We start from the raw sequence: 20,101 nt of genomic DNA on the forward strand, positions 1-20,101 counted from the left end.
TTGGCGGGTACCAGCAGCGCTCGATATCGGTATGGGGCTGCGTGTTCAGCATGGGCAGGCTGCCGCCGGCAATTGGCAGGGCGGAAAAGTCGGGACATGTTCATGAGGCAGGTTTGGAACAGGATGGTCCAGAGTGAGAGTTGGTTTGCCACGCGGAGTCGAGCGTCGCCGGGGTGGCCGTACCGGCGGCGCGATGCAGGCGGACTGGATCGGACTGCTGACGTGTGCCGCCTGCTGATGCGATTCAACGAAATGCGGCGCGAACGTCTGCCTCGGTTCGACGGGGATCCTGCAGATGCGGGTAGTGCCCGATGCCTGGCAGAACGGTGAATTCCGCATGCGCCTTCTGCGCGAATTCGATGCCCATTTCTTTCCGGATATAGAGGTCCTTCTCGCCCCAGACCACCTTGACCGGTGTCTTGAGCCGGTGCAGGTTCGCCTCCAGGTACGCCTGGTCCCGCGTGAAGTGCGAGTAGTAGTAATAGAAGGCGTCGGCAGACGTCATCGCGCCGTGGCTCCATCCGCGCGCCATGTCGTCCTGGAGCTCTGGCGGGATGTCGAACTGCTCGTGTGCCGGCAGGCCGCGCCGGTAGGCGTTCCTGAGGACATCGTCGCGGTTCTTGTTCAGCTGGACGCGAGCCAGTTCGGCCGACGGCTGCGATTTCAGGCTTTGCAGGCTTTCGTACATGTACTGCGGCCTGTCGAACGGGGCGAAGTCGCCGACGATGATCGCTCTTGCAATGTCCGGCGCCTCGAGCGCGAGCAGCAATGCCGGCAGCGCGCCGATATCGGTGGCGTAGATGACCAGCTGCGACGTGTCGATGCCAGCCTTGCGGATGTATGCCTGCAGGACACGGGCATAGTCCCGGGGCGCATAGGAGAACCTGTCGGCAGTTGGACGCGATGAGAGCCCGTAGCCAGGCCAGTCGATGGCATGCACTTCGAATTCGTCGCCCAGCGACTGGGCGATGTCCTTCCATGCGTACAGCGTTTCCGGGAATCCATGCAGGAACAGGACGGTTCCCTTGGCGCCGGGCTGGTGCACGACCATCCGTCTCAGCGAAATGTCCGCGTCAATTTCGATCCATCCGATTTCGGGCTGTGGTGCAGGCATCCTGGCGCCGGGGGCGGCATGGGCGATGGCCGACGCCATGGCAGCGCCAAGGATGAACACGAAGGCAAGCAGCCGCTGCAGCAGGGGTCTGGGCATGTCAGTAGTTCGTGGAAACGGCATGCGGCATCAATGGACCCAGCGCTCGACCTGCGCTTGCAGGCGCGGCCCGACCAGCAGGATCGCGGGGATCACGATCACATAGCCGATGCCCCACGAGCGCAGCCAGGTCAGCGCAAAGCCTTCCGAGAATCCCATGTTGAGGGCAAGCAGGGCGAACGAGATGATCCCCGTCGTCACGACACCCATCGACAGCGCGAAGGCGACTTTCCGTTTCAGTTGCACGTTCATGGCTACTTCCTTTCCGTAAAAAATACCGATTGGTATATTTTTGCTCAAAAAAATCAGGTGAGATCGATGACGGTCTTCTTCACCGCCGACATGACGGCCAGGTTGTAGGCCGGGTTGTCGGTGAGCCGGGAGATCATGATCGCGCCTTCGATCAATGCGATCAGCGTGATGGCAGTCTCCTCGGGGTTGACGTCCTTCCGGAACTCGCTGGAGGCAATGCCCGCCTTGATGACCGAGACGAGATTCGCCTTCCAGCCCCGGAACGCTTCCATGGCTTTGTCGCGCAGGGCAGGGTGGGTGTCGTCGGCTTCAATCGCAGTGTTGAGCAGCGGGCATCCTCCCTTCGGGAAGCACGCAGGAAGATTCCCCAACACGCCAGTCAGGGCAAGCAGCTTTTCCTTGCTGGTGCTTTTGGTGGCCATCTGGTCCCGAACCGCGGCTTGCGCCTGCTTCCAATTGTGGTCGAATGCCGCCAGCGCTACCTCTTCCTTGTTGGCAAAGTTGCCATAGACACTGCCCTTGGTCAGGCCGGTGGCCGCGGTCATGTCTGCCAGCGATGTTCCGGCATAGCCCTTCGTGTTGAAAATGGGCGCTGTCTTCTCGACGATCAGCTGGCGGGTGCGTTCGGCTTTGTTCATGCAGGCCAGAATATACCAATCGGTATTTTTGTCAAGGACAGGCGCCAATGTGAAGGCGGGTACATGCCGCATGAGGCTTTGCCGACACACGCGCAGTTCAGTCTCATTTCCCGCTCCCTTCCTCCTTCGCCGTTTCAGTGGATCGTTCGCAAAAGCGCAAGCCCGGCGCGCGGGTTCGCTTTGCGTCACCGGCGAAAAAAGATCTTGCGCATTTAAACTACGACTCATATGATCGTAGTTAAGGGTCGTCGCTTCTCGCACCGGCCCTGTTACATGAAACCGAGGTTTGATTCAGGAGCTTGAGGATGTCGAAACGTATTCTTGTCATTGGCGCCGGCTTTGCCGGCATGTGGAGCGCACTGGCTTCGGCCCGTCTGCTTGACCAGGTCGGGCGCACCGACGTGGAAATCGCGCTGGTCGCACCGGAACCCGAACTGCACGTCCGCCCGCGTCTCTATGAGCAGAACCCGAACGGGATGAAGGCGCCGCTGCAGGAGATCTTCAAGGCCGTGGGCGTGCGGTTTATCCGGGGCAAGGTGGAACACATCGACGTCGCGAGCCGCGAAGTGAGCATTGCGGCCGCCGGTGGGGATGGCTCGTGCCAGCGCGTCGGCTATGACCGCCTGGTGCTCGCTGCGGGAAGCCGGTTGTTCCGTCCGCAGATTCCCGGCCTGGACCAGCATGCGTTCAATGTCGACCAGATCGCCGACGCCGCGGAGCTCGAATCGCATCTGCATGGGCTGGCCAGCCGCCCGGAGCGCGCCGGTCGCAATACCGTGGTGATCGCGGGTGCCGGCTTCACCGGCATCGAGACTGCCGCGGAAATGCCGGCCCGCCTGCGTGAAGTCCTGGGCGAGGACGCTGCCGTGAACGTGATCATGGTGGAGCGCAATGCCGAGGTCGGACCTGACCTGGGCGCGGGGCCGCGGCCGGTGATCACGCAGGCGCTGACCGAACTGGGCGTGACCTGGAAGCTCGGCTCCGGCGTCGCGGCCGTCGATGCGACCGGCGTCACCCTCGAGAACGGCGAGCGCATCGAGGCGGATACGGTGATCTGGACCGCCGGCGCCCGCGCCAGCGAGCTCACCGCGCAGATTCCGGCCGAGCGCGATGGCCTTGGCCGGCTGCACGTCGACCGCGATCTCAGGGTAAAGGGTGTCGAGTCGGTGTTCGCCACCGGCGATTGCGCCTACGCCGCGACCGATGACGAAGGCAACTTTGCAGCAATGTCCTGCCAGCATGCGATGAACCTCGGCCGTTCGGCAGGGCATAACGTGGCGGCGGACCTCGTGGGTGAGACGCTGATCCCGTATAGCCAGCCGAAGTATGTGACCTGCCTGGACCTGGGGCCGTGGGGTGCTGTCTACACGGAAGGCTGGAACCGGCAAGTCAAGCTGACCGGAGGCGTCGCCAAGGCGCTGAAGACGCGGATCAATTCCGAGTGGATCTACCCGCCGAGCGCGGACCGCGCCGAAGCGCTGGCGCTGGCTGACCCGCGCCGGATCGTTGTCGCCTGACGGGGCGCAGGAAGAGAAGAGGGCGATCCGGTGGGTCGCCCTCTTTGCATTGGTTCAGCCCTTGTTCGACCGGCTGGACTGAGCGGTGACACCGGCCAGGACAGCCGCGTGTGGCGCCGGGCGCATAGCGGAACGCCGATCCGGCGGGCGCCGTCCGGCCTATACTTCGCCGTGGATGATGTAATACGTATCCAAGCCGTTACCTCGCGCAAAGGTCGGCCTGTGCCCGACTTGCAGCGGGGAACCACGAAACGACGCGGGCTATCGCCCCGTCATCTCCTCGGGAGGGGAATGTGGAACAACTGCTGGTTGACGCGGTAATCTTCCTCGCCGCGGCGCTGATCGCCGTGCCGCTGTCGGTGCGCTTCGGCTTTGGCTCCGTGCTGGGCTACCTGGTTGCGGGCGCGGTGATCGGCCCCTGGGGGCTGAGGCTGGTCACGGACGTCAACTCGATCCTGGACGTGTCCGAGCTGGGCATCGTGCTGATGATGTTCATCATCGGCATTGAAATGGACTTCGAGAAGCTGTGGGCAATGCGCCGCTCCATCTTCGGCTACGGCGGGATCCAGGTTGCGCTGTGCGCGGCGCTGCTGGCGGTAATCTTCATTGTCTTCGGCGTGCAGTGGCGCGTGGGCGTGGCGGCCGGCTTCGCGCTGTCGCTGTCTTCCACGGCGATGGTGATCGCGATCCTGGAGCAGAACCGGCTGATGGAGGCGCCGGTCGGGCAATCCAGCTTCGGCATCCTGCTGTTCCAGGACATCGCCGCGATCCCGATGATCGCGCTGTTACCACTGCTTGCGCCGGTTGCGGCGGGCGACGGCATGTCGGGCGGGTGGGTTTCGGCGGCAAAGGCGCTGGCCATGATCGCGGCGGTCGTCCTCGTTGGGCGCTTCGTGCTCAAGTACGTGTTGCGCATGATCCAGCGCAGCGGCACCCGCGAGATCTTTACCATCTTTGCGTTGGCGTGGGTCATCGGCATCGCGCTGCTGATGCATGTGGTCCACCTGTCGATGTCGCTTGGCGCCTTCCTGGCCGGCCTGTTGCTGGCCGGGTCCGAATGCCGCCACGAGATCGAATCGGACATGGCCCCGTTCAAGGGCATCCTGCTCGGCCTGTTCTTTATCGCAGTCGGCATGTCGATCGATTTCTCGGTGCTGGCCAACAGGCCCCTCCTGGTGGCGGTGCTGGTAGTCGCGCTGGTAGTGGGCAAGTTCCTCGCGCTGATGTACCTGGCGAACCAGATCGGCATGCCGCGCCAGCATCGCGTCTACTTCGCCATCCTGCTGTCGCAGGGCGGTGAGTTCGCCTTTGTCGTGATGGGCGCCGCGCAGGCGGCGAACCTGATCGATGCCGAGCAGCTCTCCGTCGTCACGGTCGTCGTGGCGCTGTCGATGGCGACGACACCGCTGCTGTTGCTCGCCCACCGCAAGCTGCCGCGCACTCGCGCGGCACCGCGGCAGGCCGAAGCGGATGGCCAGTAGCCTGCCGGGCTTGCCTGCGCCGCAAGCCAACCGATCGCGCCATGGAGGTGCCATGCGATGACTGTCCTCAACTGGCTGCGCCGTCGCGGCAAGCATTCTGACGGAGCGCGCGATGCGGAGCGCGCCGCGCTGGCGGAGCGCGTGACCCGGCTCTGTCCTTACGTGCGGCTGGTCGGCGGCTATCGCAAGCGGCTTGCCCCGGCGCTGGCCATCGCAGACCGGTACGTGCGCGATGTCGTGGCGGGTTTGCCGCCGGCTTCGCCAGCAAGCGAAGCCACCTGGAACAGCGATCCGTACATCCATGCCTTCTTTGCCACGGCCCAGGACGTCATGCCGGTATTCAGCCGGTCATCGGACCTGCGCGACTATTTCAGCGGCTCGGCGTCCGCCACCGAGGCCTATTGCGTGCTCGGGATGGAAAAGCAGGAACGCCGCACGCTGGGCGTGGCGCTGGAAGGCGATGTGATGCGCACGGAGGTGCCCCAGACCACGGTCAGCTTCGTCGATCACCGGGTCAGGATCTGCGCAGCGACCGAAGCGGCGCTGCGCGAGGAAATCGCCTGCCGCATGCTGGACCAGTTCGCGCTGCAGGCACTGGCCGAGGTCGCCGGCGGCACGACCCGCCGCGACCGCATCGAGCGCGAACAGGCGTTGCTGACCACGCGGCTGCACCTGCTGGAGAAGCAGGGCGTCGGCATGCGCAGCGTGCTTGGCGAAAGCGCCGACACGCAAGCCGACGAGTCGGAGCGGCTGCGCGAGCAGGTGGCACAGAACGAGGCCGCGCTCGCCGCCCTTAGTGAAACTGAAGCGCCTGACGCACCGGGCGGCCGGGCCGGCATGCCGGACAGGCAGCTGCAGGCGCTGGTCGACGTGCTGACGCATGCCGAAGCCAGCTTCGTGGTGGAGCGGGAGGCGGTGCGGCTGAGCCCCATGAACATCGTCGTGCCGCCGGGCAGTGCCGGGCCCGGCGCGGACCTCCAGTTGATGACCGCGCGGGTTCCGGGGAATCCGCCGCTGGTTCGCACTTTCTCGCTGGTGTGCGTGGCCCGCGCCGGGATGCTGTCGCCGATGCAGCTGCTCGATGAGGCTGCGCGCATGCTGTGACGCTAAAATCGCCTCGATCATGGTTTCATCACAGAAGGCCTAAGCGTGGCACTCCAGCAGGGTTTCATCCTTACCCGGCATTGGCGCGATACCCCGGCCGGCACCGAGGTCGAGGTCTGGCTGGCCACCGACGAGGGGCCGCGCCGGCTGCGCCTGCCGTATCAGCCGTCGATCGCATTCATCCCCGAGGCACAGCGCGAACGTGCCGAGGCGCTGCTACGCCGCGAGCGCGAGGTCGAGTTGCGCCCGCTGAAGCTGCAGGACTTTCGGGGCAGGACGGTCATGGGCCTGTATTGCCAGCAGCACCGGCAACTGATCCAGCTCGGCCGTTCGCTGCGCGACGCCGGCATCGACGTTTATGAAGCCGATATCCGCCCGCCCGAGCGCTACCTGATGGAGCGCTTCATCACGGCGCCGGTTTGGTTCGAGGGCGAACCGGACAGCGACGGCGTGCTGTGCAGCGCCCAGCTGAAACCCGCGGCGGACTACCGGCCCACGCTGCGGCTGGTGTCGCTCGATATCGAAACCAATGCATTTGGCGAGCTTTATTCGATTGCGCTCGAAGGCTGCGGCCAGCGCGAGGTCTACATGCTGGGCGCTGCGCCGCAGGAGCCGGCCGCTGCCGATTTCTCCCTTGAATACTGCGCGACACGGCCAGAGTTGCTGGAGAAGCTGAACCAGTGGCTGGCCCGGCACGACCCCGACGCGATCATCGGCTGGAACCTGGTCCAGTTCGACCTGCGCGTGCTGGTCGAGCATGCGCGGCGGTTCCAGCTACCGCTGCGCCTCGGCCGCGGCGGCGCGGAGATGGAATGGCGCGAGCACAACGCGCAGCAGCACTATTTCGCCAGCCCGCCGGGCCGGCTGATCATCGATGGCATCGAGGCGCTGCGGTCGGCCACGTGGAGCTTCCCGTCGTTCAGCCTGGAATCGGTGGCGCAGGCCCTGCTCGGCGAGGGTAAGGCGATCGACAATCCGTACGACCGCATGGATGCCATCGACCGCATGTTCGAGCAGGACAAGCCGGCGCTGGCGCGCTATAACCTGCGCGATTGCGAGCTGGTGACGCGCATCTTCGAAAAGACGGAGCTGTTGTCGTTCCTGCTGGAGCGCGCCACGGTCACGGGGCTGGCGGCGGACCGCAGTGGCGGTTCGGTGGCGGCCTTCACGCATCTCTACATGCCGCTGATGCACCGCCAGGGCTATGTCGCGCCCAACCTCGGCGAGCTGGCGCCGGAGGCAAGCCCCGGCGGCTTCGTCATGGATTCGCGCCCCGGACTCTATGAATCGGTGCTGGTGCTGGACTACAAGAGCCTCTATCCGTCGATCATCCGCACCTTTCTGATCGATCCCATCGGCCTGGTCGAGGGACTGGCGCATCCGGACGATGCCGACTCGGTGCCCGGCTTTCGCGGCGCCCGCTTCTCGCGCACGAAGCACTGCCTGCCGGCGATCGTCGCGCGGGTCTGGCAGGGACGCGAGGCGGCCAAGCGCGACCGCAACAAGCCGCTGGCGCAGGCGCTCAAGATCATCATGAATGCGTTCTACGGCGTGCTGGGGTCAAGCGGGTGCCGTTTCTTCGATCCGCGACTGGCCTCGTCGATCACCATGCGCGGGCACGAGATCATGCGGCAGACGCGCGCGCTGGTCGAGGCACGCGGCTACGAGGTGATCTATGGCGACACCGATTCCACGTTCGTGTGGCTGCGCCGCGCGCGCACCGAAGCCGATGCGCAGCAGATCGGCCGCAGCCTGGTGGCCTACGTCAACGACTGGTGGCGCGACCACCTGTGGCAGACCTATGGCCTGGAAAGCGCGCTTGAACTGCAGTTCGAGACCCACTTCCGCCGCTTCCTGATGCCGACCATCCGCGGCACCGACCTTGGCAGCAAGAAGCGCTACGCCGGCCAGGTGGAGCGGCCAGACGGCACGGTCGAGATGGTGTTCAAGGGGCTCGAGACGGTGCGCACCGACTGGTCGCCGCTCGCGCAGCAGTTCCAGCAGACGCTTTATGAAAAGGTCTTCAACCGCGAGCCGTACCAGGACTATGTGCGCGACATCGTGCGCCGCACGCTGGCGGGGGAGCTCGACGCGCAGCTGGTCTATCGCAAGCGGCTGCGGCGCAAGCTGGAGGAGTACCAGCGCAACGTGCCGCCGCACGTGCGGGCCGCCCGCATCGCCGATGATTACAACCAGCGCCACGGGCGCCCGCGCCAGTACCAGCAGGGCGGCTGGATCAGCTATGTGATGACCATGGCAGGGCCGGAGCCGCTCGAGTGCCGTTCGGCCCCGATTGACTACGACCACTACGTCGGCAAGCAGCTGCAGCCGATTGCCGACGCGATCCTGCCGTTCCTGGACGATGATTTCGAGCGGCTGCTGACGGGGCAGATGACGTTGTTTGCGCAGTAGGGCAGCGTTGCCGCCCCGGGCACGTCAGTCGCGGATACTGTTTATCGCGGCCATCAGGTCATCAGGATGGACCATCAGTTCGCGCACTTGCCACAGCGTGGGATACTGGTTGAGCACGCTGTGCCAGCGGGGCGATTCCAATAGCTGGTGCCAGACCGGCTCAAGTACGGCCATATCCGCGGTATCCGCGGTATCCGAGGTTTGCGCCGTTTGCGCGAGCGCCAGCGCGCTGGCGAATTCAAGGCTGGCGTGCGCCGACAGCAGCTGCATCCGGCTGGCGGCGCCGAGCAGGCGCGGTCCGGCTTCGGCTGGCGCATCGCAGCAATACAGCACCGTGCCGGCAACGCCGGCCGCGTCGGCGCGCAGCGCGCTCAGCGAGGCACCATGGAGGCGTACCGTTCCTTGCCGCGTCTCGAACGCATAGACCGCGTCCTTGTCGGCATGCGCCAGCAAGCGCAAGCCGCGCAGCAGCTTGGGCAGGTCGGTAGTGGCGGCATCGACGGAGGCCTTGGCCTCCGCGAGCAGGCAGATCTCCCAAACCGGTATTTCCTCGATCGGCGGCAGCTGCCTGAGCAGGACCGCATCCCATTCGGTCTTGGCGCGTTCATGCTCGGCGGGGATCGAAGCCGGTACGCGCATCGAGGTCACGACGCGGTATGACGCGCTCGCTCGCTCGGCCTCATTGAGTTGCCGCGCCAGTGCCTCCAGTGCCTGTGCGGTCTGTGCTTCGGTGGCAGCGCCACGCTGGCGGGCGGCGACGCCTTGCGCACTGGCGCCGGCGCTGCCGGAGCGGGGGCCATGCCGTTCCCACAGCAGCTGGTACTGGCGCACCTGGTCATCGGACGCCAGCGCATCAAGACGCTGCAAGCGCTTCAGCGCGGGACTGTCGAGCAGCCTGGCGAGGCCCGGGGCCCCGTTCGCGATCTCCGGCAGATCGGCCAGGCTGCGCACGGCATCGTGCAGCGCGGACCACGATGACGCGGCGGCGCAGGCGTGGAGCCGGGCCAATGCCTCGCGCCACGGACCTGGCACGAGGCGTTGCTGCCGGCCCGGATGGGCGATCGCATTGACGGCGGCCCGGATTTCGCGGCGGTCCTGGTCGGCGCCGGCGGACAGCGAGGCGTACTCGCGCACGTGCGGCGCCCGGTGCCGCATGACCATGGCCAGGAACACCGGGTCGCCCGCATCCGCGCACAGCGCTTCGCGGATCAGTTGCGCGAGCGCGTCGATGAAGCGTTCCTTCAGTGCCGCGGCGGGTGCTTCGCCTCGTGCCACGGTGGCGCGCGCCTGTTCGATCGCGAGCGCGAGCGTGGTGGCCGGGCTGGGTGACTGCAGTCCGGAAATTGCAGCGGCACTGGCCGGCAGGCGGTAGCGGCGCGCGACGGTGCGAAGCGTTGCATCGAGTAGGGAAGGTGCGGGCAACGGTGGCATGGCAGAGGACGGCACAGGGGTAATCAAGGGCGACGCACGCGGACCTGGTCAAGTCTCGGCAATCCACAACGGTTTGTCCATCGCCGGGACGGCTCACTGTACGTTAGATCCGGTTTTTCGGCATACGGCGCGTTGCCGGCAATCCGGCCGCGAGCGCCGCTGGCCGCATGGGCGTCGCGGCGTTTCCACAGCCCGGCTCGTGTGCTTCCTTATTCGCCTTGCGCCGTAATAGAATCGGGCCTTCACAAAATACCGTGCGGGGTACCGACAGGCTTGACGCGCCCTGTCGTCAAGGTCCCGGCATGACAACGATTCCCGGCGACAGCGTGGCCGGGCAGGGCGGGTCGATTCACCGTATGCACGCATTCACGTATGACGCCGTCCTGGCGAATGACGAAGCGGAATGGGCCCGCGACGACGAGGCGGATCGCGCGCCGCCATCCCCCGCCGGGCGGCACGGTTGGGCCTTGCTGGAAGCGTCGGAAGGACTGGCCCTGCATGTCAGCGCGACCGGCCAGATCCTGCACGCCACCCGTGCGTCGGGGGCGCTGCTGGGCGTTCCGTACGAGTACCTGGCCCGTGCGGCCATGCGCGACATTCTTCCCCTGGGAGAATACGAACGCACCGCCGCGCTGTGGCAGGCCTGCCTGCTGGATGGCCAGGCCCGCCGGACCACCGTCCGGTTCACGGATGCCTCGGCGGGAAGCCGCTATTTCGATATGCGGATCCGCCGCGACACCGACGAGGCGGGGCAGGCGTCGCTGCTGCTGTTCGGGACCGATGTCACGGCGTGGACGCAGAAGCTGCAGCAGCTGACGGAACAGTCGCAGATCGATCCGTTGACCGGGATCGGCAACCGCGACCTCATTCGCGGCCGGATTGAACAGTACCTGGCCGGGCAGCATCCGGCGGGACACCGGCTCGCTGTCGCGCTGATGGACCTGGACGGGTTCAAGAAGATCAACGATTCCCTCGGGCATGGCGCCGGCGATGCCTTGCTGAAGGAAATGGCGGCCCGTTTGCGCGGCGTGCTGCGCGGGACGGACACCGTGGCGCGGCTGGGCGGCGATGAATTCGTCCTGCTGCTGGAAGACATCGCAACCGACGAGGCCGCCGCAGACATCCTGGACCAGGTCATGCGGATTTGCCGGCAGCCCTTCCAGCTATCGGCGCGCCAGATCCGCGTCACCACCAGCATCGGGCTGGCCTTCGCCACCGGCGGCGAGGATTCCGACGCCGAGTTGCTGCGACGCGCCGACCGGGCCATGTACGAGGCGAAGGCGCTGGGCGGCAATCGCTGTTTCCGCTATTCGCCGGAGTTCGACGAGAAGCTGAACGAGCAGTTCCGCATCGAGCAAGACCTGTTCGAGGCCGTGCATCACGGCGAATTGTCGCTGCAGTACCAGCCCATCGTCAGCCTCGACGGCAGCAACCTGTGCGCGGTCGAGGCGCTGATGCGATGGGAGCGGGCCGGCCGCGCCGTGTCTCCCGAGGTTTTCGTGCCGGTCGCGGAAAACAACGGCCTGATCCATCATCTCGGCGCCTGGGTGCTGCGTTGCGCCTGCGCCCAGCTTGCCATGTGGGATGCGAAGGGTGCGCAGGTCGGCTACGTGTCGGTCAACGTGTCGCCGGTACAGTTCAGCCATCCCGGCTTCGCCGACCAGGTGCGCAGCGCGATCCGCGATACCGGTGTCAGCGCCGGCCGGCTGGTGCTGGAAATTACCGAAGGCGCGCTGATGATCGATCCCGAAGCGGCGGGCAGCGTGCTGACCGAATTGCGGGCGCTGGGCATCCGCTTTGCCGTGGACGATTTCGGCACCGGCTACTCCAGCCTGTCGTATCTGCGCCGGTTTCCGTTGTCGGCACTGAAGATCGACCGCAGCTTCGTCGCCGACATGGCCGACTCGCCGCACGCGCAGACCATCGTCTATGCGGTGCTCTCGCTGGCGCGCGAGCTTGGGCTGGCGGCAATCGCCGAAGGCGTCGAGACGGCATGCCAGCGCGAGTTGCTGGCCGCGCAGGGCTGCGAGATGGCGCAAGGCTGGCACTATGGGCGCGCGATGAGTCCCGCCGACCTCGAGGCGGCTTTCGCCGCGGGCAGGTGGCGCCTGGACGCCCCGACCTTGCTGCCGCGGTGAGGCATGGCCATGGATAAGCAGGCATTCCTCGACCAGCTATGGGCCAGGCTCGCCGAGCAGGGCGATTTCCCGACGCTGCAGTATTGCATCGATCATGTCTTCAGTTCGCTCGATGCGGAGCGGAACGTCGGCGAAATGGCCAGCAGCATCCTGTCGGACTTCAGCCTGTCGCAGAAGATCATCCGGCTGTCCAATTCCGCCATGTACCGGTCGTTCGGCGGCGAGGTCACCACCGTTTCGCGCGCGATCATGGTGCTGGGGGTGGATACGGTCATCCACCTGACGCTGGGCGTGCGCGTGCTCGACTTTTTCCAGACCATGCCGGAAAACCGGCCACGGGCCGCGCAAGCGCTCAAGCAGGCCATGGTGGCGGCGGAATTCACCCGGACACTGGCCGAAGCGCGCGGCATCGCCGACGGGGAAGAGGCCGTGGTCTGCACGCTGATGCACCATGTGAGCCGGCTGCTGCTGGTCCTGTATGTGCCGGAGGCGTGGGACCGCATTGCCGCCGTGTGCGAGGCCGGCGAGCAGATCGGCGAGGACGATGCCTGCCGCGAAGTCCTGGGCGTGTCGCTGGGCGAGATCGCCCGGGCGGCTGCCGTCAAATGGCGCCTACCCCCGCTGATCGCCGGCGCCATGAGCGCGCCCCCGTTACCGGAAGGCGCCATGCCGGAGACGCATGCCGGCTGGCTGGGCGCCGTTGCCCGGCTGTCGTCGCAGGCGGCCGCTTCGATCCTGGCGGGGCAGGATGATCCATTGGCCGAAAGCCCTGTTCGGGCCAACAGTTCCCTACGCGCCGACAGTCCGCTGCAGGCCGCCAATCCGTTGTTGGCCGCGGCGCAACGGCTCGGCCTGGAGCCGGCGCATCTCGGGCAGGCGCTGGCACAGGCCAGGGCGCTGACGACCTCGATGGCAGCCACGGACGCCGCCAGCCAGGCCGGCGACGACGCCGGCCAGCAAGGCAGCAAGCCCGCCGATGCGCTGGCCAGGCTGCAGCGCGCCGTCGCGGAAGTCCGGCAGGAGGGCGGGGCGATGTCCATTGCCGAGCTGGCGCCCTTTGCGCTGGAGTCGGCAATGCGCGCGCTGAACTTCTCGCGCTGCTTCCTGATGCTGCTCAACCCATCGGCCAGGCGCTTCGGCGCGCGGCTCGGCTTTGGCGAGGGCATGCGCGAGAAGCTCGACCAGCTGTCCTTCGAAGAGGGCTTCGTTCCGGACGTGTTCCACTTCGCCACGCTGGCGGACCGGCCTTTGCTGATCGAGGACACCTTTGACAGGGAGGCCGCGCACCGCGTGCCGCGCTGGTATCGCGAAGCCATGCCCGATGCCCGCGCGCTGCTGCTGATCCCGGTGCGGGTGCGCAATCGCTGCGTGGCCCTGATCTGCGGCGACTGGGGCGACGCGCGCTTCACCGGTGCGCTGAGCGCGGAGGAGGCCGACGCGATCGTCCAGCTGGCGGCGGAGATTTCGGCCGGCTTCCTGCGGTCGGCGCCGGCGCGATAGGCGGGCAGGGCAGGCGCGGCTGGCGGCGCCGCGCTCACGCGGGAAATGGCATGGAACAGCCCGTTCCAGGCGGCGTCGCCCCACGGCGTGCCATAGACGGAATGCAGCCGCCACGCCAGCCAGGCGGCCAGGCCGCGGCGCCGGGTCCAGTGCCCTTGCCCTACGAAAACTTGCGGATCAGGTGTTGCAAGCGATCGCAGGCGGCCGGGACCTGGTGTTCAATCGCTGTCGCGACACCAAGAAGCAGGCCAGACCGCTGCGTGGAGGCAGAGCAGTACCAGCCCGATAACGGTGCGGGCGCCAGCCCGTAGGCATAGGCTTCCCGGGCGATCCTCTTGTCGTCGGCGCCGTCCGGCAGCCTCACCACTACGGCAAGGCCTGCCGGATAGGCCTGGAATCCCCTGGCACTGAGCGCCGCCAGAAGCGCATCGCTGCGGGCTGCGTAAATGCGTTTCATACGACGCAGATGCCGCATATAGTGCCCATCGCGCATAAACTCGGCCGTCGCCATCTGCACCGCCGGCCCGGGCGCGGAAGCAAGGCAGGCGACGACTTCATCGAAGCGCGATACCAGGCCGGGCGGCACGACGACGAAGCCGAGCCGCAGCGTCGGGCTGAGCGTCTTGCTGAAAGACCCGATATGGATGACCCGTCCCGCCCGATCCTGCGATGCCAGTGCGGGAGCCGCCCGGCGCCTGAGCTGGAGTTCGCCAAGGTAGTCGTCCTCGATGATCCAGGCACCCGCGCGGCTTGCCCATTCGAGCAGTTGCACGCGACGACCGAGCGACAGTGTCGGGCCCAGAGGCGCCTGTTGCCCTGCGGTGACCAGGGCCACCGCGGCATCCGGTGCATGCTCTTCGCCATAGCTGACGTCGATGCCATCTTCGTCCACAGGAACGGGAACGGTCGTGAGCCGGGAAAGTGACATGGCCCTGCGACTGGGCATAAATCCGGGGTTCTCGACCCAGGCTTTTCGGCCCTCGGCCTGAATCACCCGCAGCGTTACACCGAGCGCCCCCGAAAAGCCTGTGGTAATGAAGATCTGCGAGAGCTGACATTCAATACCTCGCGACAAGGCCAGGTGTGCGGCGATTTCTCGCCGGAGTTCATGCTCGCCGCGCGGATCCGGGTAGGCCGCCGGCGCCTCCACCTCGTCACGTGCCGCACGCGATCGCAGCCGCGCGAACAAGGTGGCAGGGAAGCAATCCGATGCCGGCACGCCCATCTGAAAGACCGCGGGACCGGGCAGGAAGTGCTGGTACAGCTCCGAGCGCAGATCCGACTCGACCGAGCGCGCCTGTTCCGCGACAGGCCTTGCGACCGCGGTATGGTCGGAAACCCTGGTCCCGCCGGCGCGCGACGAGACCACCAGTTGCGCATCGGTCAGCCGCTCGTACGCTGTCTTGACGGTGCCTCGAGCCACTCCAAGCTGGGCAGCGAGGTCCATCCACGAAGGCAATCTGGCGCCCGGAACGAGTACGCCACTCTCGATGGCAGCGGTGATACCCAGCCGTATCTGTTCCGCCAGTGAAGTCCTGGACGCACGGTCCAGCTTCAGCGCCAGGATCTTCGTCATCGCTTCTGGTGCATTCAGAAATTGCGTTTTTGGTTCTTTTTTGTGAACCAGGTGGAGCGCATGATTCTAGCCTCCAAGGAGCCAAACATGAAACTGCAACGCTTTCTTCTCTCGCTGGTGGCGGCTACGGGCATGGCCTTTACCGGGGTCGCTTCGGCCCACGGCGCGGGCGACACGGTCAAGCCCAACTTCTCGAAAGAGATTCCCAATATCCCAGGCAAGTCGCTCATTGCCGTGGAGGTTTTCTATCCGCCCGGTGGCGCTTCGCTGCCGCATAGCCATGCCAAATCGTCGTTCATCTATGCATACGTCGTTTCGGGCAGCATCGCGAGCAAGGTGAATGACGAACCGGAACGTGTGTACAAGGCGGGGGAGAGCTTCTTCGAGGAGCCTGGCTCCCGCCATCCGGTGAGCCGCAACGCGAGCAAGACAAAGCCGGCAAAGCTGCTGGCCGTGTTCGTGGTCGACTCGGCCGACAAGGAACTGACGATCAACGACAACTAGGAGTTTGAAATGAGACTGGATTACACCAAAGCATCGCCGGGCGGTGTCAAGGCATTTGGCGGCGTGTACGGCTATGTCATGCAATCGGGCCTTGAAGACGTGCTCGTCGAACTGGTCTATCTGCGCGTGAGCCAGATCAACGGGTGCGCTTATTGCCTCGACATGCATACCCGTGACCTGATCAAGAAGGGCATCACCCCTGCAAAGCTCGCGCTCGTGCAAGCCTGGCATGAAGCAGGGCCGTTGTTCAGCGACCGCGAGAAGGCCGCACTCGCATGGGCTGAGTCGGTCACGCTGGTGGCGGACACACATGTGCCCGAGGAGGACTTCAAGGCCGCGGCCGCGGTGTTCAGCGAGAAAGAACTCGCTGACCTCACGATGGCGATCAGCCTGATGAATGCCTATAACCGGCTTGCCATCAGCTTTCGCCGCGCACCGGATTCCGCGCTGGCTGCGCAAGACTGAGGCCTGTCGTCCCTCTGTATCGAGCGGAGCCGGTTGAGAGAAAACGCGCCTGTTCTGGCGCGTTTTTCCTGATTGCGGCCAGTAGTTCCTTCGGCGACTTCTTGGTCAGCAGCAACAGCCCCGGCACACAAGAATTTCGCTTTTCTTGACCGCCTCCTCGTTCCTGGGGTGAATCCGAAATGACTTGCACGGCATTCCGGTCTGGCTCGGCTTCCATCCGCCCGCCGGTACGACCCACTGCACCCCCACTACAACACGGCTTACCGCTCCCACAAAAAGATTCACTTCACTTCCCACCTTCCGTCATAGAAGATTCCCCAGCATCTCCATCTCCGGCCTGAAGCCGCATGCGGCCGGGCGATTGTCCAGTCAATTGGGAGTTCACCATGGCACGCATACCGGCCCTGACCCTGCTTGTCATCGCGCTGGCGGCCTGCAGCAGTACGCCGCCCGCGCCGCCACCCGCAACGCCCGCGTCATCGGCCGCATCCGCCGCGGGACCGGCCGGTAACGTGCAGGCACAGGCGCAACCCCAGCCGAACGCAGTCGACCCTGCAGCGATCCAGGCGCTCAACGACATGGGCAAGTACCTGCAATCCCTGCGCCAGTTCGAGGTCTTTATCGACCTGTCTGGTGAACGGGTGCTGCAGGACGGCCAGAAACTGCAGCACACCGCCATGGCGGACCTGGATGTGCAGCGGCCGGACCGGCTGCGCGCGCTGATGCGCAGCGCGCGCTCGCAGCGCGACCTGATCTATGACGGCAAGCAGGTCACGCTGTATTCGCCCGCGCAGAAGTCGTACTCGCAGGTCAACTTCAGCGACAACCTGGGCGTGCTGGCGCAGCGGCTGCGCGAACGCTTCGGCGTGGAGATTCCGTCGGCCGACCTGTTCCTGTGGGGCACGCCCGCGGCGCCGCTGGACAACATGGAATCGGCGATGAACGCCGGCCAGGACATCATCGGCGGCGAGTTGTGCGACCACTATGCCTTCCGCCAGGGGCAGCTCGACTGGCAGATATGGATCGCCAGCGGCAACCGTCCGCTGCCGCGCAAGCTCGTCATCACCAACCGGGCCGACGAGGCCAGGCCGCAATCGGTCACGCTGTACAAGTGGAACCTCAATCCGAAGTTCGGCAATTCGGCGTTCGCCTTCACGCCGCCCAAGGACGCCAGGAAGGCGGAGTTCGTTCCACTGAAGGCCACCCGGTAACGGGACCATGGACAAAAGGAGCATTGCCATGACCTACACATTCGCAAAGCCGCTCGCAGTGTGCTCGGCCGCGCTCGTGCTGGTGGCCTCCGGCTGGACACCGGTGGCCGAGGCCGCCCGCGGTGGCGGCGGGCATGGCGGCGGTGGCGGACCTGCCGCGGGCGGTGGACACGCTGCCGGCGGCCAGCGCGCCGCTGCCGGCGGCGCCAACCGCGAAGCGCGACAGGTGAACAACCAGCGTGCCGACGCGCGCACCAACAACGTCCGCAACACCAGCGTCAACAACGTCAACGCCAACCGCAACGTCAACGTCAATACGAGCCGTAACGTCAACGTGAACGTCGACAGTCATGGCGGCTGCTGCGGCTGGGACAACGATTACCACCCGGTGGCGACGGCCGCTGCGGTCACGGCCACTGTCGCCGTGACGTCGGCGGTGGTGGGTTCCATGGTGCGCTCGGTCCCGCCGAGCTGCGTGCCGGTCAACTACGGCGGCATGGTCTACCAGCAGTGCGGCAGTACCTGGTACATGCCGCAGGGCGCGCAGTACGTCGTGGTCAATCCGCCGTACTGACGACAGGCCTGGGCGCGCCGGCGGGCTACCTCGCCGGCCCGGCAGGCTTACCCATGGCGCCGCTGCAAGTCATGGAATGACACCAGCTCGCCGGCCATCGCACTGGCAGCCACGGTGGGCGGGCTGGCCAGCCACACCTGCCCGGGACCCGAGCGCCCGGGGAAATTCCGGTTGATCGAACTCACTGTCACTTGCCCGGCCCGTTCCGACGAACCCGGGCCGCAGTTGGCGCACGCCCCGCACGATGGCTGCAGGATGCGCGCGCCGACCGCATGGAACGTTTCCATGTAGCCCTGGCGGATGCAGTAGTCCCGGACGTCGGTGGTGCCGAACTGCAGGTAGAGCGTGACATGCGGCGGCAGCCGCAGGCCGCGCTGCACCGCCCAGTGCAGCACCTCGTGGTACAGGTCGAAGTCCTCGCGCTTGCCGGCAGTGCAGGAGCCGCCGTAGGCGATATCCACGCGCACGCGCCGGTCCAGCGCGGCCAGCGGCAAGCCGTTGCCGGGGTCGCCGGGGCGGGCCACCATCGGGCCGAGCGTGCTGCAGTCCAGTTCGATGGTGGCCGCGAAGGCGGCATCGTCATCGCTGCGCATCCACGGCTCGATCACGAAATCGATGCCCCGGCGCTCCCTGAGGAAGCGCACCGTCTGCGCATCCGGCGCGACGATGCCGGTGAAGCCGCCCAACTCGGCGCACATATTGGTCAGCGTGGCGCGTTCGTCGATGGACATCGCGCGCACGACGGGACCGGTGAACTCGAACACCTTGCCGACCCCGGCGCCTGCCTTGATCCCGGCCTGCGCCAGCAGGTGCAGCACCACATCCTTGGCCGTGACGCCAGGCGCAAGTGCCCCGTGGAGCGCGACGCGGATGCCCTCGGGCATGGTCATGCGCACCGCACCCGTCATGAACGCATTGGCCATGTCGGTCGTGCCGACGCCGAAGGCCACGCAGCCCAGCGCGCCGCTATGGGGGGTGTGCGAGTCGGTGCCCACCACGACCTGTCCCGGCAGTGCATAGCGCTCGGCCATCATCGCGTGCGAGATGCCCGCGGCGTGGCTGCCGTCGTCGGTGCGGGACGCTTCCTCTGTGAGCGTGCGGTGGCAACGCAGCTGGTAGGCGTCGACGAACTCCCGCTGTGCCGCGCACATCCGGGCAATGTTGTCGACCAGCCCGCCACGCACATGCGCGGGGCTTTCATTGACGTAGGAGGTATGGTCCTCGAATACCACGATGCGCTCGGGATCCTCAAGCCGCAGCGGCCTGCCAAACGTGGCGTGCAGCATGTGGGCGCACATGCCGGTGTAGTACTCGTGGATAAAGCGCCAGTCCGCGCGCACGAAGATGCCGTCGCCCGGTTGCGGGCCCGCCAGGGATATCGGCGTCACGGGCGTCGCCAGCAGGTGGCGGTGGACGATCTTCTCAAAGAGGGTTTGCGGTGCCGCGGGCGGCGTCGCGGCGGCCGGTTCGACCTTGCCCAGGTATTGCTGGCCGAACTTCAGCAGCCCGCCGCTCAGCAGGATGGCGGCGGCCAGCGCGTCGCGCCCGGCCACCAGCGCTTGCGCGGCGATCGGCTCGCCGGCCTGCAGGCGCGCTAGCAGGCCGAAGTCGGTCGAGGTGAACAGGCCGATGTTGTCGGCGTTCTGTCGGTAGATGCGCTCGAAGCTGCGCGCGATCACCAGCCGGATGCCGGCGAGCTTCTCTGCCGCCGGGCTATGCTCGCGCGACGATCCCTTGCCGTAGCGGTTGCCCGCGACCGTCACCGAGAAGCCGCCCTCGCGGATCGCGCCGGGCGCGACCGGGCAGGTGCCGCCGACCTTGTAGCCGGTATAGGGGTAGCGGCCGAGCTTGTCGTCATAGTGCGTCAGGATCGGCACCGGCGTGATCTCGTCGGTGGACACGTCGTCGCGCAGGGGCCCGGCTTGCTCAGGCGTGAAGGCCTCGCCTTGCAGCTGGCGCGCCATGGCATCCGCCGAGTCGGCGAGGAACAGGATGCGGCCTGCGAAATCTTGGGCGCTCATGCGGGTCTCCAGTGGCATATTGGCGGCACTTTACTGGCTGCATCGCGCCGGCACGAAGCGCTGATCC

General features: G+C 66.3%; 16 protein-coding genes. 10 read left to right on the forward strand and 6 right to left on the reverse strand.

Annotated elements, in window-relative coordinates; translation table 11 throughout:
• Window positions 1-244: 244 nt before the first annotated feature.
• The 3 genes from IPF36_RS27460 to IPF36_RS27470 are packed head-to-tail and all read right to left on the reverse strand — an operon-like array spanning window position 245 to window position 2,100.
• Window positions 245-1,210 (reverse strand): alpha/beta fold hydrolase, encoded by a 966-nt coding sequence (locus IPF36_RS27460; protein ID WP_195431484.1) that lies wholly within the window; start codon window positions 1,208-1,210, stop codon window positions 245-247.
• 30 nt (window positions 1,211-1,240) lie between these two features.
• Complete coding sequence (locus tag IPF36_RS27465) at window positions 1,241-1,462, reverse strand: DUF2798 domain-containing protein (RefSeq protein WP_133095308.1); 222 nt, start codon at window positions 1,460-1,462, stop codon at window positions 1,241-1,243.
• Between the two features lie 53 nt (window positions 1,463-1,515).
• Window positions 1,516-2,100 (reverse strand): TetR/AcrR family transcriptional regulator, encoded by a 585-nt coding sequence (locus IPF36_RS27470; protein WP_135703729.1) that lies wholly within the window; start codon window positions 2,098-2,100, stop codon window positions 1,516-1,518.
• A gap of 305 nt (window positions 2,101-2,405) precedes the next feature.
• Between IPF36_RS27470 and IPF36_RS27475 the strand changes: the two genes are divergently transcribed.
• The 4 genes from IPF36_RS27475 to IPF36_RS27490 all read left to right on the forward strand — a co-directional run bounded on the left by IPF36_RS27475 (window position 2,406) and on the right by IPF36_RS27490 (window position 8,614).
• On the forward strand, window positions 2,406-3,617 hold the full coding sequence (locus tag IPF36_RS27475) for an NAD(P)/FAD-dependent oxidoreductase (protein WP_135703730.1): 1,212 nt from the start codon (window positions 2,406-2,408) through the stop codon (window positions 3,615-3,617).
• A 293-nt stretch (window positions 3,618-3,910) separates the two neighbouring features.
• Window positions 3,911-5,098 carry a monovalent cation:proton antiporter-2 (CPA2) family protein gene (locus IPF36_RS27480; RefSeq protein ID WP_133095305.1) on the forward strand — a complete coding sequence of 396 codons (1,188 nt, stop codon included), beginning with the start codon at window positions 3,911-3,913 and terminating at the stop codon, window positions 5,096-5,098.
• 57 nt (window positions 5,099-5,155) lie between these two features.
• Window positions 5,156-6,202, forward strand: coding sequence for a hypothetical protein (locus tag IPF36_RS27485; RefSeq protein ID WP_135703731.1), 1,047 nt, complete (start codon window positions 5,156-5,158; stop codon window positions 6,200-6,202).
• Between the two features lie 45 nt (window positions 6,203-6,247).
• Complete coding sequence (locus tag IPF36_RS27490) at window positions 6,248-8,614, forward strand: DNA polymerase II (RefSeq protein WP_195431486.1); 2,367 nt, start codon at window positions 6,248-6,250, stop codon at window positions 8,612-8,614.
• Window positions 8,615-8,638: 24 nt separating this feature from the next.
• On the opposite strand, the gene IPF36_RS27495 is transcribed toward IPF36_RS27490, so the two are convergent.
• Window positions 8,639-10,045 carry a 3-deoxy-D-arabino-heptulosonate 7-phosphate synthase gene (locus IPF36_RS27495; protein WP_195431487.1) on the reverse strand — a complete coding sequence of 469 codons (1,407 nt, stop codon included), beginning with the start codon at window positions 10,043-10,045 and terminating at the stop codon, window positions 8,639-8,641.
• A 302-nt stretch (window positions 10,046-10,347) separates the two neighbouring features.
• On the opposite strand from IPF36_RS27495, the gene IPF36_RS27500 reads away from it, so the two are divergent.
• Both IPF36_RS27500 and IPF36_RS27505 read left to right on the forward strand, forming a co-directional pair.
• Window positions 10,348-12,183 (forward strand): bifunctional diguanylate cyclase/phosphodiesterase, encoded by a 1,836-nt coding sequence (locus IPF36_RS27500; RefSeq protein ID WP_255519917.1) that lies wholly within the window; start codon window positions 10,348-10,350, stop codon window positions 12,181-12,183.
• A gap of 9 nt (window positions 12,184-12,192) precedes the next feature.
• Entirely contained in the window at window positions 12,193-13,683 is a 1,491-nt protein-coding gene (locus IPF36_RS27505) for an HDOD domain-containing protein (RefSeq protein WP_135703734.1), read from the forward strand.
• Between the two features lie 160 nt (window positions 13,684-13,843).
• On the opposite strand, the gene IPF36_RS27510 is transcribed toward IPF36_RS27505, so the two are convergent.
• Window positions 13,844-15,259 (reverse strand): PLP-dependent aminotransferase family protein, encoded by a 1,416-nt coding sequence (locus IPF36_RS27510; RefSeq protein ID WP_135703735.1) that lies wholly within the window; start codon window positions 15,257-15,259, stop codon window positions 13,844-13,846.
• A gap of 87 nt (window positions 15,260-15,346) precedes the next feature.
• On the opposite strand from IPF36_RS27510, the gene IPF36_RS27515 reads away from it, so the two are divergent.
• The 4 genes from IPF36_RS27515 (at window position 15,347) to IPF36_RS27530 (ending at window position 18,013) form a co-directional block, all read left to right on the forward strand.
• On the forward strand, window positions 15,347-15,763 hold the full coding sequence (locus tag IPF36_RS27515) for a cupin domain-containing protein (protein WP_133095299.1): 417 nt from the start codon (window positions 15,347-15,349) through the stop codon (window positions 15,761-15,763).
• A gap of 9 nt (window positions 15,764-15,772) precedes the next feature.
• Window positions 15,773-16,228: a carboxymuconolactone decarboxylase family protein gene (locus IPF36_RS27520; protein ID WP_133095298.1), complete on the forward strand. Its 456-nt coding sequence runs from the start codon at window positions 15,773-15,775 to the stop codon at window positions 16,226-16,228.
• 386 nt (window positions 16,229-16,614) lie between these two features.
• Window positions 16,615-17,439 carry a DUF2092 domain-containing protein gene (locus IPF36_RS27525; protein WP_135703737.1) on the forward strand — a complete coding sequence of 275 codons (825 nt, stop codon included), beginning with the start codon at window positions 16,615-16,617 and terminating at the stop codon, window positions 17,437-17,439.
• Window positions 17,440-17,467: 28 nt separating this feature from the next.
• On the forward strand, window positions 17,468-18,013 hold the full coding sequence (locus tag IPF36_RS27530) for a hypothetical protein (RefSeq protein ID WP_133095296.1): 546 nt from the start codon (window positions 17,468-17,470) through the stop codon (window positions 18,011-18,013).
• A gap of 47 nt (window positions 18,014-18,060) precedes the next feature.
• Here IPF36_RS27530 and IPF36_RS27535 read toward each other — a convergent pair whose 3' ends face one another.
• Complete coding sequence (locus IPF36_RS27535) at window positions 18,061-20,034, reverse strand: aconitase family protein (protein WP_195431490.1); 1,974 nt, start codon at window positions 20,032-20,034, stop codon at window positions 18,061-18,063.
• Window positions 20,035-20,101: the final 67 nt, after the last annotated feature.

Source organism: Cupriavidus sp. IK-TO18, from assembly GCF_015549295.1.
GTDB classification, from domain to species: Bacteria; Pseudomonadota; Gammaproteobacteria; order Burkholderiales; family Burkholderiaceae; genus Cupriavidus; species Cupriavidus oxalaticus_A.